General features: G+C 54.4%; 9 protein-coding genes. 4 read left to right on the top strand and 5 right to left on the bottom strand.

The window, feature by feature from the left end; translation table 11 throughout:
- Nucleotides 1-187: 187 nt before the first annotated feature.
- Both lysS and prfB read right to left on the bottom strand, forming a co-directional pair.
- The gene (gene lysS, locus AB5Y85_RS06955) at nucleotides 188-1,723 is read right to left on the bottom strand and encodes a lysine--tRNA ligase (protein ID WP_005335201.1); all 1,536 of its coding nucleotides are present in this window, start codon (nucleotides 1,721-1,723) and stop codon (nucleotides 188-190) included.
- A 16-nt stretch (nucleotides 1,724-1,739) separates the two neighbouring features.
- Nucleotides 1,740-2,838 (bottom strand): peptide chain release factor 2 gene (gene prfB / locus AB5Y85_RS06960; protein ID WP_257687045.1). Its coding sequence is split into 2 segments (ribosomal slippage): nucleotides 1,740-2,762 and nucleotides 2,764-2,838, totalling 1,098 coding nucleotides; the frame shifts between segments, so codons are not numbered across the junction.
- Nucleotides 2,839-3,094: 256 nt separating this feature from the next.
- Here prfB and AB5Y85_RS06965 point away from each other — a divergent pair.
- Entirely contained in the window at nucleotides 3,095-4,966 is a 1,872-nt protein-coding gene (locus tag AB5Y85_RS06965; protein WP_257687056.1) for a methyl-accepting chemotaxis protein, read from the top strand.
- 239 nt (nucleotides 4,967-5,205) lie between these two features.
- Here the strand turns inward: AB5Y85_RS06965 and gltS are convergent, their stop codons facing one another.
- On the bottom strand, nucleotides 5,206-6,405 hold the full coding sequence (gene gltS, locus AB5Y85_RS06970) for a sodium/glutamate symporter (protein ID WP_005348115.1): 1,200 nt from the start codon (nucleotides 6,403-6,405) through the stop codon (nucleotides 5,206-5,208).
- A 446-nt stretch (nucleotides 6,406-6,851) separates the two neighbouring features.
- On the opposite strand from gltS, the gene ansA reads away from it, so the two are divergent.
- The 3 genes from ansA to AB5Y85_RS06985 all read left to right on the top strand — a co-directional run bounded on the left by ansA (nucleotide 6,852) and on the right by AB5Y85_RS06985 (nucleotide 11,872).
- On the top strand, nucleotides 6,852-7,859 hold the full coding sequence (ansA, locus tag AB5Y85_RS06975; protein ID WP_005335195.1) for an asparaginase: 1,008 nt from the start codon (nucleotides 6,852-6,854) through the stop codon (nucleotides 7,857-7,859).
- Nucleotides 7,860-8,129: 270 nt separating this feature from the next.
- A complete protein-coding gene (locus AB5Y85_RS06980) occupies nucleotides 8,130-10,205 on the top strand; it encodes an AAA family ATPase (RefSeq protein ID WP_257687044.1) in 2,076 nt (691 codons plus the stop codon).
- An 8-nt stretch (nucleotides 10,206-10,213) separates the two neighbouring features.
- Nucleotides 10,214-11,872, top strand: coding sequence for a VWA domain-containing protein (locus tag AB5Y85_RS06985; RefSeq protein WP_139442258.1), 1,659 nt, complete (start codon nucleotides 10,214-10,216; stop codon nucleotides 11,870-11,872).
- A 132-nt stretch (nucleotides 11,873-12,004) separates the two neighbouring features.
- Here AB5Y85_RS06985 and AB5Y85_RS06990 read toward each other — a convergent pair whose 3' ends face one another.
- Together AB5Y85_RS06990 and AB5Y85_RS06995 are read right to left on the bottom strand one after the other, a co-directional pair.
- The gene (locus tag AB5Y85_RS06990; RefSeq protein ID WP_042658559.1) at nucleotides 12,005-12,313 is read right to left on the bottom strand and encodes a YeaC family protein; all 309 of its coding nucleotides are present in this window, start codon (nucleotides 12,311-12,313) and stop codon (nucleotides 12,005-12,007) included.
- A 72-nt stretch (nucleotides 12,314-12,385) separates the two neighbouring features.
- Nucleotides 12,386-13,819: a glyceraldehyde-3-phosphate dehydrogenase gene (locus tag AB5Y85_RS06995; protein WP_257687043.1), complete on the bottom strand. Its 1,434-nt coding sequence runs from the start codon at nucleotides 13,817-13,819 to the stop codon at nucleotides 12,386-12,388.
- Nucleotides 13,820-13,850 lie beyond the last annotated feature (31 nt).

Genomic DNA, 13,850 nt, shown 5'->3' on the forward strand with positions numbered 1-13,850 from the left:
TTCCATGGTCTGATTTTTGGCCAGATTAAAGGGCGTGTTGGATAACAACAAAGAATAAAAACATCTTCTTTATTCCATTATTGAATTTATAAAGTGATTTGGCGGTAAAGAAGATAGAAAAACGCCCCGCTGTTGCGGGGCGTTTTCAAGCTATCGCGCTCGGGATGGATCCCGGCGGGCATGAACCTTATTTCTGCGGACGCAGGGCCGGGAACAGAATGACGTCGCGGATGGTGTGGCTGTTGGTGAACAGCATCACCAGACGGTCGATACCGATACCCTGACCGGCAGTCGGCGGCAGACCGTGCTCCAGCGCGGTAACGAAGTCGGCGTCGTAGAACATGGCTTCGTCGTCGCCTGCTTCTTTCTGATCAACCTGATCCTGGAAGCGCTTGGCCTGATCTTCTGCATCGTTCAGCTCGGAGAAGCCGTTGGCCAGCTCGCGGCCACCGATGAAGAATTCGAAGCGGTCGGTTACGTCCGGGTTCACGTCGTTGCGGCGAGCCAGCGGAGAAACGGCGGCCGGGTACTCGGTGATGAAGGTCGGTTGCAGCAGCATGTGTTCCACGGTCTCTTCGAAGATCGCAGTGATCACGTGGCCCAGCTCCCAACCCTTCATCAGCTCGATGTGCAGACGCTTGGCAACGGCCTTGGCGCTCTCGAGGGTAGCCAGATCATCCAGGGTCACATCCGGATTGAACTTCAGGATGGACTCGACCATGGTGAGGCGCTGGAACGGCTGACCGAAATCGATGGTCAGGCCCTCTTCGCCCTCTTTGGCGTAACGGATCTTGGTGTCGCCCAGGATGTCCTGCGCCAGGGTGCGCAGCAGCTCTTCGGTCAGGTCCATCAGATCGATGTAGTCGGCGTAGGCCATGTAGAACTCGATCATGGTGAACTCGGGGTTGTGACGAACCGAGATACCTTCGTTACGGAAGTTGCGGTTGATCTCGTAGACACGCTCGAAACCACCAACCACCAGACGCTTCAGGTAGAGCTCCGGAGCGATACGCAGGTACATGTCGATGTCCAGCGCATTGTGGTGAGTGACGAACGGACGCGCGGAGGCACCACCCGGGATGACTTGCATCATCGGGGTTTCCACTTCCATGAAGCGCTTTTCGTTGAAGAACTTGCGGATACCGGCAACCACCTGGGTGCGGATCATGAAGGTCTTGCGAGACTCTTCGTTGGCGATCAGATCCAGGTAGCGCTGGCGGCAGCGAGCTTCCTGGTCGGTCAGGCCTTTGTGCTTCTCGGGCAGCGGACGCAGCGCCTTGGTCAGCAGGCGGATATCGGAAACGTGAACGGAGAGCTCACCGGTCTGGGTCTTGAACAGGGTACCTTCGACACCCACGATGTCGCCCAGATCCCACTTCTTGAACTGCTCGTTGTAGAAACCTTCCGGCAGGTCGTCACGGGTGACGTAGACCTGGATCTTGCCGGCCATGTCCTGCAGGGTGGCGAAAGAAGCCTTGCCCATGATCCGGCGGGTCATGATGCGACCGGCAATCTTCACCCGTTTACCCAGGCTCGTCAGCTCCTCGGCGCTTTTGTCGTCGAACTCTGCGTGCAGATCGCCAGAGAGGCTGTCGCGACGGAAGTCGTTGGGGAAAGGATTACCCTGGGCGCGCAGGGCGGCCAGCTTGGAACGACGCTCGGTCATCTCGTTGTTGAGTTCGAGAGTTTGGTCGACTTCCGGAGTGATGGTTTGTTCAGACATGGTGATTCCTGCTTGTTTACAGACCTGATTTCAGGCTGGCTTCGATAAACTTGTCCAAGTCACCGTCGAGCACCGATTGGGTATTACGGGTTTCGACGCCGGTGCGCAGATCCTTGATACGGGAGTCATCCAGCACATAGGAACGGATCTGGCTGCCCCAACCGATATCAGACTTGGTCTCTTCCAGGGCTTGTTTCTCAGCGTTCTGCTTCTGAATTTCCAGCTCGTAGAGCTTGGCTTTCAGCTGCTTCATACACTGGTCTTTGTTTTTGTGCTGGGAACGGTCGTTCTGGCACTGTACCACGACACCTGTCGGAACGTGGGTAATACGCACCGCGGATTCGGTTCGGTTAACGTGCTGACCACCGGCACCGGAGGCACGGTAGACGTCGATCCGCAGATCCGCCGGGTTGATCTCGATATCGATATCGTCGTCGATCTCGGGGTAGACGAACACAGAACAGAAGGAGGTGTGACGGCGGCCACCGGAATCGAACGGAGACTTGCGAACCAGACGGTGTACGCCGGTTTCGGTACGCAGCCAGCCGAACGCATATTCGCCGGTGAACTTGATGGTGGCGGATTTGATACCAGCCACGTCGCCTTCGGAGCATTCAATCAGCTCGGGCTTGTAGCCGTGGGCATCGCCCCAGCGCAGGTACATGCGCAGTACCATGTTGGCCCAATCCTGTGCTTCGGTACCACCGGAGCCGGATTGAATATCGATATAGCAGTCGGAGCCGTCGTGCTGACCGGAGAACATGCGGCGGAACTCGAGATCCACCAGCTTGGCTTCCAGCTGTTCGGATTCGGCGATGGCTTCGTTGAAGGTCTCTTCGTCTTCCCCTTCCACGGCCAGGCTCACCAGCATCTCGACGTCATCCACGCCCTGAGTCAGGGTGTCGATGGTGCCGACCACGTTTTCCAGCGCAACGCGCTCTTTGCCCAGCGCCTGTGCGCGCTCGGGTTCATTCCATACGTGCGGCTGTTCCAGCTCGGCGTTGACCTCTTCTAGACGCTCTTTCTTGGCGTCATAGTCAAAGGTACCCCCTAAGAAGCTCGGTCCGCTCAGACAGCTCCTTAAGTTTATTTAATACGGGATTAACTTCGAACATCGTGAAAACTCTCAGGGTCGATGTGATTTAAAAACGGGATATTCTAGCCAATTGTGGAAGGAATAAACAGGGTTGCCTTGGCTTGTGCGGCTCATGCCGTCAATTTCTGGTGCACTTTTCTCCACCTCGGTAGAAAATATCGCCCGCAGACCCATTTTCAGGTTCAGTTTTGGCCATTCGGGTCGCTAATGACTACGTGTAGTGTTGTGCAATTTAGGGAAAAACCCGCTCCTCACCTCAATAAGAAGAACACATGATGAAAAACCTGTCACTCAAGCAGAAGATACTGTTGTCAGTGGTGATCGCCCTTTCGTTGGTGATTTTGTTGCTCTCCTGGCAGAGCTATAGCAGCCAGAAGTCCCTGTTGCTGCAAGGCAGCCAGGAGCAGTTGCAACGGCTGGGTACCCAGCAGGCCGAGCGTGTCAGCGACTGGCTCGCAGCCCGTCGCGACGTGATCCAGGCGCTCGGCAACAAGGCCGGTGCCGAACCCCTCAATGCCTTGCAACAGGCACAAGTTTCCGGCCGTTTCCAGCTCACCTATTTCGGTGAGAGCAGCGGCAAGATGAATGACTCCGATCCTTCCATCAACCGCGATGGCTACGACCCGCGCTCTCGTGGCTGGTATCAGGAGGCGATGAGCAAAGGTGGCCTGATTGTCACCAAACCCTATCTCGATGTGGCTTACAACATCATGGTGGTGACCCTGGCCCAGCCGGTTTCTGGCGGGGTTGTCGGTGGTGACCTCTCCATCGCCTCGCTGGTGGAAGACGTGACCAAGATGCAGCTGCCTGCGGATGGCTTCGCCATCATGATGCACAAGGATGGCACCATCATCGCCTACAAGGATGCCGCCAAGGCGATGAAACCGGCCAGCGAGATCGACAATGATCTGACCAACGCGCTGATCGAGCAGAGCAAGTCGAGCAAGGAGCTGGTGCCAGCTTATTTTGACAATGAAGGTCGCGACAAGCTGCTGTGGGCGGTTGATATCCCCGACACAGACTGGGAACTGGTGCTGGTGCTGGACAAGGCCGCGCTGGAAGCGCCGCTCTCCTCCCTGCTGATGACCCAGCTGGGGATGGCGCTGCTGGTGCTGGTGGGCAGCATCCTCGCTATCTCCTGGCTGGTCAGCATGCTGCTTGGCCCGCTCACCAAGGTATCCCTGGCGTTGGCCCGCATTGCCGATGGCAACGGCGATCTGACCCAGCGCATCAAGATCGACGCCAACGACGAAGTGGGCCAACTGGCCAACAGCTTCAACCGTTTCGTCGGCAGCCAGCATCAGCTGATCGGCAATATCCGCCAGCTGGCCAACGAGTTGAACGCCGATGCCGAGCGCAGTCTGGTGACCAATCAGGCCGCGGTGGACGAGCTGCAGCGTCAGCAGCAGGAGGTGACCATGGTCGCCACTGCGGTCACCGAGATGGCGAGCGCCACCATGGAGATCGCCGGCAACGCCGAGAACACCGCCGCCGCTGCCCAGCAATCTGCCCAGAGCAGTGAGCAGGGCAAGATGCTGGTCAACAAGACCCGCCAGTCCATCAATGGTCTGGCCGAAGAGGTAGGGCAGGCGACCGAGGTGATCGGTGAGCTGAGCCGCCACGCGCAGGCCATCACCAGCATCCTCTCCACCATTCAGGGGATTGCCGAGCAGACCAACCTGCTGGCACTGAACGCAGCCATCGAAGCGGCCCGTGCCGGTGAGCAGGGGCGTGGTTTTGCGGTGGTCGCTGACGAGGTGCGGGTACTGTCGCGCCGTACCCAGGACTCCACCCAGCAGATCCAGTCCACCATCGAGACCCTGCAACAGACCACTGCCCGCGCGGTGAGCCTGATGCAGACCAGTCAGGGGCTGGCGGACAACAGCGTGCAGGATGCCGATCAGGCGGTGCGCGCGCTGGAAGAGATCACCAGCGCCATCTCCCTCATCTCCGACATGGCGGGCCAGATCGCCACCGCCGCCGAGGAGCAGACTCAGGTGACCGGCGAGATCACCCAGAACACCACCGCCATCAAGGATGTGAGTGACGAGATCACCGCATCCGCCATGCGCGATCTGGATCAGGCCCACAGCCTCAAAGGGCGTGCTGCTGACCTGAACCAGCAGGTGTCGACCTTTATCCTGTAAGGTGCATCTCTCAGCCTGTTCCGGCTGACATAAAAAAGCCCCGCCCTCTGTCGAGTGCGGGGCTTTTTGTTGTTCGGGGGAGTGCGGGCTTGGTGATTTCGGGCTGTTTAGGTTGCTCGCGGGTCACCCTGGTGGCGGATACGAGCCCCGGCTCTGCCTGCGTCAGCTGGTGAGTAGAGAGCAAGCAAAGAGCCCACCGAAAGGTGGGCTCTGATCATATACGTCTGACGGAAAGGGAATTACAGGAACGGCATCGCCATAAACAGCTTGATCACCATGGCGTTGATGATGTCGATAAAGAAGGCGCCCACCATGGGCACCACCAGAAACGCCAGGTGGGAGGGTCCGAAGCGCTGGGTAATGGCTTGCATGTTGGCGATGGCTGTCGGGGTGGCCCCGAGGCCAAAGCCACAGTGACCCGCCGCCAGCACGGCTGCATCGTAATTTTTGCCCATCACCCGGAAGGTGACGAAGATGGCGTAGAGCGCCATCGCTACGGTCTGGGCGGCCAGCAGAATGAAGATGGGCAGGGCCAGGCTGGCCAGATCCCACAATTTCAGGCTCATCAGTGCCATGGCGAGGAACAGCGACAGGCTGACGTTGCCCAGCAGGGAGACCTCGCGATCGCTCACCTCATGCCAGTTCAGCAGGGTCAGGACGTTGCGCAGCAGCACGCCGACAAACAGCACGCAGACAAAGATCGGCAGCTCGAAGGCGCCCCCTTTGAGCGAGGCGGAGAGCAGCTCGCCTCCCTTGAGGCTGATGGCGATCAATGCCAGCGTTTCGATAACGCTGAAAGTGGTGAGGGGGCGCTCCATATCCGGCATTTCGAAGCCCTGGGGGGCCTCATCCTGATTGTGCTCCTCACCGGGCACCTGCACTTTCTTCACCAGATAGCGAGCCACCGGGCCACCGATCAGGCCGCCCAGCACCAGACCGAAGGTGGCACAGGCGATGGCGAGCTCGGCGGCGGATTGCACGCCGTACTTCTCGGAGAAGGTGGCACTCCAGGCCGCTCCGGTGCCGTGGCCGCCGGAGAGAGTGATGGAGCCGGCCAGCAGCCCCATGTGGGGATCCAGACCGAGCAGGGTCGCCAGACCGACACCCAGACTGTTCTGTACCAGCAGCAGGCCGGTGACCACCATCAGGAAGGTAACCACCGCCTTGCCGCCGCGTTTCAGGCTGGCGAGATCGGCGGAGAGACCGATGGAGGCGAAGAAGGCCAGCATCAGCGGGGTTTGCAGGCTGGTATCAAATTGCAGCTCCATCTGCAGGGTGGAGCGCAGCAGCAGCAGTACCAGCGCGACCACCAGGCCGCCGGCTACCGGTTTGGGGATGTTGAAGGTACGCAGCAGCCCGACTCGGGTAACCAACACCCGGCCAAGCAGCAATACCAGAGTGGCAGCGACCAGCGTTGCGTAGGAATCAAGTTGTAACATTCAGTACTCCCATGTTGATTGGCTGTGTCTTTCATAGCAAAAGACTTACAGATTCAGCCGGGATGAAAACAGTGTGGCTTATGTGCCAGCAAAGAAGGGGAAACATCTCCCCGCCCCAGGAAAGATGGGGCTTGTGCGGGCCTGAAATGCTCAGGCATCCAGATGAGATTTTAGTAAAATCCGGCGGATTGTAGCAAAAAGCATCGTTTAATTCCATCTTTGTCGTATTAATGCTCGTTTTAGTCGTTTATTGTGACATTTAACACTATGTGGGTAGAGGGCAGAAAAGCCGAAAAGGGTGCATGGAACGGCTGTCATTTGGGGCGCCAGTCTCTATAATTCGCCGGTTTCCGCTGCACGCAGAGGCGCTGGCGGGCGTTGACATTGTGGTTCACCCCGACATGGTTCATGTTTTGGCGGTGTTCACTTCATCAAGAGGAGAGGGTGTGAAGAAGTCTATCTACATTGCCTACACAGGCGGCACCATAGGGATGCAGCGTTCCGATCACGGCTACGTGCCGATGGCGGGCTTTATGGAAGACTGTCTGGCGCGGATGCCCGAGTTCCACCGCCCCGAGATGCCGGATTACCATATCCACGAATATGCGCCCCTCATCGACTCCTCCGACATGACGCCAGCGGATTGGCAGCGCATCGCCGAGGACATTCGAGACAACTACGAGAAATACGATGGTTTCGTGATCCTGCATGGCACCGACACCATGTCGTTCACCGCCTCGGCGCTCTCTTTCATGCTGGAAGACCTGCACAAGCCGGTCATCATCACCGGCTCCCAGATCCCGCTGGCCGAGCTGCGCTCCGACGGTCAGCAGAACCTGCTCAACGCCCTCTATATCGCGGCCAACTACCCGATCCACGAGGTGACGCTGTTCTTCAACAACCAGCTCTATCGCGGCAACCGCAGCAAGAAGGTGCACGCCGACGGCTTCCACGCCTTCGATTCGCCCAACTATCCGCCGCTGCTCAATGCCGGGATCGCCATCTCGCTGGAGGCGGGCGAGTTGGGCGTGCCGTCCGAGCGGCCGCTGGTGCTGCACGACATCACCCCCCAACCCATCGGCGTGGTGACCCTCTATCCGGGGATCTCCAGCGAGGTGATCGCCAATATCCTGCAACAGCCGGTGAAGGCGCTGATCCTGCTGTCGTTCGGGGTTGGCAATGCGCCGCAGAACCCGGCCATGCTGGCGCTGCTTTCCGAGGCTTCGGCCCGCGGCGTCATCATCGTCAACCTGAGCCAGTGCCTGCACGGCAAGGTCAACATGGGGGGCTATGCCACCGGCAACGCCCTGTCGCGGGCCGGGGTGATCTCGGGCTTTGACATGACCGCCGAAGCGGCACTCACCAAGCTCCACTTCCTGCTGAGCCAGGACTTGCCTTCCCACCGGATTCGCGAGTTGATGCAGCAGTCCCTGCGTGGGGAGCTGACTCCCTGATGCTTAGGTGAGGTATGGATAAACAAGAAGGGAGCCATTATGGCTCCCTTCTTGTTTTTACCAATCATGAATCAGTTGTTCGCTGAATCAGCATAGTCGGCACAGTATCTAACTGAAAAATATGCTTTTCCATTTGATACAGAGCACATAACAATGCTCGAGGTCCTGCTCATTGGCGATGTTCATGCTAGATTGTGCCGCTGGGGTTAATTTGAATCTATTTTTCGGCGTGGTTAGCACGTGACTGAATAATGAAGGACGAAACGGCAGATGCTCGAGATCAAACACAAACTGGTAGCCCTGTTGGCACAGCTTAACGAAGGATTGGTGGAGCGCGATGAGGCGATGAAACTAGCATTGCTCTCGTTGCTGGCGGGAGAGAACATCCTGCTGGTGGGCCCACCGGGAACGGCAAAGAGCCTTATTTCTCGTCAGGTCGCCAAGGCGCTTAAGGATGATGACAAAGAGGGGGCCAGTCATTTTGAATATCTCCTGACAAAATTTTCAACTCCCGAGGAGATCTTTGGCCCTCTCTCCATCTCCAAGCTGAAAGAGGATCGTTTTGAGCGCAATACGGCTGGATATCTGCCATCGGTGCAGGTTGCTTTTCTCGATGAGATATTTAAAGCCAGTTCCTCCATTCTTAATGCTTTGCTGACCATTCTTAACGAACGTATCTATCACAATGGTGCATCAGTGCAGAGGGTACCGCTACGCAGCCTGATCGCAGCGTCAAACGAACTGCCAACTGGTCAAGAGGAACTGGGGGCTCTGTATGACCGATTTTTGCTGCGTAGCTTCGTTAACTATGTGAGCGAAGATAATTTGCATAAGCTGTTTACCTTGGGAGAAGGTAGACGCATGGACCTGTTTAATCAATTGACATTGGTGGAATTAGCCGAACTGGATAAAAAGATTGCAAGTGTAAAGATATCTGAATTAATTCAGAGTGTGGTTCTGAATATTTGGCGAAAATACCATGAAATTTTTAAAGATGATCGTAGAGAGGGATTATCTGATCGTCGTTTGGTAAAAACTATTCACCTGCTACAAGTATCAGCATTGACAAATGACCGAGATGAAGTAAATCTATCAGATTTAATTTTACTGCGACACTGCTTATGGGCACACCCAGATAATATTGGGAAGGTTAAAGAATTAGTTTTCAATACTCTAAGAAGTGTAAGCTATCCAGTACCTAAAAATGGGAATGATAGCTCAAGTCTAATGATATCAAATCTCCTCAACAGTTGTGATGACACATGTAACAAACATCGTTCTAGCATTAGCTCGGGGTTATATGGTAACGGGACAGAAGAAGATCCGATTGAAATATCTTGCATTGAACATTTTTTCCTTCTCTCAAATCCAGATGTCAGTCAAAAAGAATATTTCTTTAAGCAAGTGTCAAACATTGATTTGTCGGTGCTAAGTTCATGGACACCTATAGACTTTAAAGGTTTTTACGATGGTGGTGGATTCTCGATTAAAGGACTAGATAATAAGGGGGCAATATTTAATTCAATACAGTCAGGCTCAGTTATTAAAAATTTAGATGTAACAGGAAGTTCTTTGGCGAATATGGCCAGCAACAGCAAAGTTAGCTATTGCAATATAGATGGAATAATGTTTTTGGATGTTTTGGAGCATAGTGAAGTTAGTTGGTGCCATATAAATAGTAGCTTAAGCAAAAATAGACTAAATAATTGTAAGGTTTCATTTTGCATCATATCTGGAAATTCTTCCTTTGTAGCGCTCCCTAAACTTAGTAAGCGTGTTGATGATAGTAAAATATTTGACTGTGCATTCATCCTAGATGGTTGTGATTTTTCAAGCTTTAGTTCAGTCGGATATGTTGCCAACATATGCAATAATAGCATTATATCACGTTGCTTTATCGAAGGTGAATGCAAAGGCTCAAAATACTTAGATTCTGTTTTTTTTGCTGAATATTCTAATGTAGAGATAAATTCCAATGCTTGTGGTTTAATAAAGTCTTATAATGGTAATCATAATGCTATGTATGGGTTTGTTTCAGGAGTAAAACCTAGTTTGAAATCATTTAACAACATTTCCATAGATATTCTAGAGCTCTGGGGACGTGTAGATGATGCAAATGGTAAAGATGGTAAAAAAATACCTTCGCTTCTTTTTAAACAGTTTGTATTCGAACATACATTAGGCTGGGATTTTAACAATGTTTGGCAATGGGATAGTCAAAAAAATAGCCCCAGACTGAAATTCGTTGGAGTAGAAGCTGTTAGTAATCCGATAGATGATGAGATATCCGAGTCAGATAAAATTGATCTGTTAATACAGCAGATGAATGCCAATCTCTGGGTATAAGGGGCTCTATGTTCGGTCTATTAACTGGCATAGCCAGCTCATTATGGCGAGGCATCAGCGGTGTTACCGCTGCAATTCCACTCGGGATAAAGGGTATCAAATACTTTATTGACAGCAATTTTCGTGATCAGGTGACGCCACAACCAGGTAGTGTGCTTTATAGCGATCTTGGATTCTTCGCAGAACATTCTGGTATTTATATCGGTGAGGGAGAGATCTCAAATATTGAAGTTACAGATATTGGAGAGAGTACGGTAAAGCGCTGTGATCCAGCCAGTTTCACCTCCAAAAGTACACTGGGTCGCAAGATCTATGTATCCTGTGATGGGGACGGAGCAGTTGGTTGTGAGGTGGTGGCGGACAAGGCTGTGAGTCATATTGGCGACCGTGGTTTTTATGGGCTGGTATTTGCGAATTGCCATGTTTTTTCTGCCCGATGTGTCAAACATTCGCCCAAAAATAGAGGTTCTTCTTGGTTTAATAGCCTGTTATCAACAGTGAATATCATTGACGAGAGCTGGGAACCGACCATCAAAGCGCTTAAAGAGTCAGCCAGATACAAGTTGGGGGCAACCAAATGGAGATTATGGGACTGGGATGACTCGCTGGCGGATAATCCTACCCCGGAACCGGACTGGCAGGAACAGGAGGAACACCTTAAAAACCAGCCTCTTAATGAGGAGATGATTGCCGCTCTTCGTGCAGAGTTGGCAGAGTGTAAAGCTTATGAGGCAGAGCTGGCCGATGAGGAAATCCCTGACGAGATGCGTAAAAAGTTGGCTGGTTATGGTCAGATATTGGGCGATATAGATACAACCTATGAAAAGTCCAAACCCTTATTGTTAGCTTGTTCCGGTGCCAATTTCTCGTATAACGATCTCAAGCTATGTAAGGATGATATCGAGCCACTCGCCAAGCAGCTACAGCAAAATCATGCCATTAAAGAGTTAACTCATAAGATGGGTCGCGCCTATATTTCGGAAGAGAAGAAAAAACAGGCCCGGCTCCCTCAGGCGAGCAAGAGTGAGGTACACGGTACTCACCGTAGTGATGATCTGGCTCGTTTGCTTCCTACTGAGTTGGTCAATCTGGAAGATGAGGCGCTGGAAACTCTGTTCTACGCCCGTTTTTTGGAGCAAAACCTGATGACCTATGAGTTGCAGGGAACCACTTTTACTTCGGGTGAACAGCTGGAATTGGAGCAAAAAAGAACAGGGCCTGTGGTGGCCTGTCTGGATACATCCGGTAGCATGAATGGAACAGCGCTATTAAAAGCCAGGGCATTATTGTTGGCTGTGTCGGCAATCCTGCGGCAAGAGCGGCGCTCTTTACATATCTTGCTCTTTGGCGATAGCGGAGAGGTAAGAGAATTTGCGATGACCGAGGAGAATAATGCCGCAGGTCTGCTTCACTTCTTGCGGCAGGGTTTTGGAGGGGGTACCGATTACGAGACGCCTATGAAGCGAGCCTGTGAAATCATCGGGCAAGATAAGGGCTACGAAAAAGCTGATATTTTGATGATTTCTGATGGGGATTGCGTTCTTTCGGAGGATTTTATCGAACACTTGCAGACCCAAAAGAGATTACTCAATTGTTCTGTTTATTCTGTGCTCTGCCATGGCCAACGTGTTGCTGACAGCTTTAGTGATGAGGTTATTGTGCTGTAAAGGTTGAACACTTGGTGGAAGAGTAGTTTAGAAGAGGGGAGCCATTATGGCTCCCCTCTTTGCTATTTATCGAACTATGTATCGCACTATCGCTATTCGACTGGCCGCCGCGAGACGGGATGGCGAGCGGTCTCAGTGGTTGAGATTGACCCGCACTATCTCTTCCTCAACCGGCTGATTTTCATCACGAAACAGCCTCTTGAGCTCACTCTTGCTCTTCATCACGATCTCGCCGTCACGACCGATGTTCATATGCTCGGGATTGTCGAGATGCATCGCCTGCCAAGCCATCACCGCCTGCAGCGAGGTGGCCTTCTGCTCGTCGGTCAGGGGCTTGCCATCGGGCCACTTGCCCAGCTCGACTGCGGTCTTGAGCCGCTCGTACACCTCTTGTGGCATCTGCCTGATAGCTTGTAAAAACTCACCCTGTTGAAACGACATCCGGCCTTCTCCTTGAACTATTGAGCCATAAACTGCGGGATCTGACGGGTCATGCAGGTAGACTCTATCGGTCTATGCAGGCAGATCCTGGCGGACTACGCCAGCCATCTGTTCCATCACCCGCACTACCTGACAACTGTACCCGAACTCGTTGTCATACCATACGTAGAGCACACAGTGATCCCCCTCGGCGATGGTCGCCTGGGAGTCGACGATGCCCGCATAACGGGAACCCACCATGTCGGAGGAGACCAGCTCGGTGCTGGCGCTGAAGTCGATCTGGCGGTGCAGGGCCGAGCTTAACGCCATCTGCTGCAGATAGGCGTTGAGGCTCTCCCGATCGGTGGCCTGCTCCAGCGACAGATTGATAATCGCCAGCGACACATTGGGGGTCGGCACCCGGATGGCGTTGCCGGTCAGCTTGCCCTTGAGTTCCGGCAGCGCCTTGGCCACCGCCTTGGCGGCGCCGGTGCTGGTCATCACCATATTGAGGGCGGCGCTGCGACCGCGGCGCTCGCCTTTGTGGTAGTTGTCGATGAGGTTCTGATCGTTGGTGTAGGAGTGGACCGTCTCCACGTGGCCGTGGCGGATGCCGAATCGCTCCTGCATTACCTTGAGCACCGGGGTGATGGCGTTGGTGGTACAGGAGGCGGCGGAGATGATCCTGTCATCCGGGCCTATCACCTCATGGTTGACCCCGAACACCACGTTCTTCATCTCCCCTTTGCCGGGGGCGGTCAGTAGCACCTTGCCAGCACCGCGCGCTTTCAGGTGCTCGGAGAGGCCTGCTTCGTCACGCCAGACGCCGGTGTTGTCGACGATCAGCGCATCGTGAATGCCGTAGGCGGTGTAGTCGATGTCGGCCGGGCTATTGGCGTAGATCACCTGAATGAAGGTGCCGTTGGCGATGATGGCGCTGCGTTCCACATCCACCTCGATGGAGCCGTTGAAGGGGCCATGCACCGAGTCGCGGCGCAGCAGGCTGGCGCGTTTTTCCAGATCCCCGTCACGACCACCGCGTACCACGATGGCGCGCAGACGCAGCGGATTGGCAGCGCCGGTGCGCTCGATGAGCAGCCGGGCCAGCAGGCGGCCGATACGGCCAAAGCCGTAGAGCACCACGTCGGTCGGCTGCGGCATCTGGCTGCGGCCAAGGGCCTGTGCCAGTCGCGCTTGCAGATAGTCCTCGATCCCCGCTTCATCCTGATGATCCTGCCAGTAGCCGACTGCCAGCTTGCCAAGGTCAACCTCGGCGGCGGTGGGTTTGAGGGCAACGATGGCCTGAAGCAGGGGGAAGCTTTGCTGGATGGGGAGGGGGGCGCCCTGGTGGCGGCGGACGACCCGGTGGGCCTTGAGGATATCGATGGTGGAGGCGTTTTGCAGCGGGCGGCCGTAGAGGGTGATCTCGACCCCTTGTTGTCGGTAGAGGCGACCAATCAAGGGCTGCATGGCTTCGGCGAGCTCCTGGCTCTCCTGCCACGCTTGCAAGTAGTGCTCGTGGGTCATTGACCAGATCCTTTATTTCACGTTGTTGGTG

This window comes from Aeromonas sp. R3-1, assembly GCF_040908345.1.
In the GTDB taxonomy this organism is placed as follows: domain Bacteria; phylum Pseudomonadota; class Gammaproteobacteria; order Enterobacterales; family Aeromonadaceae; genus Aeromonas; species Aeromonas veronii.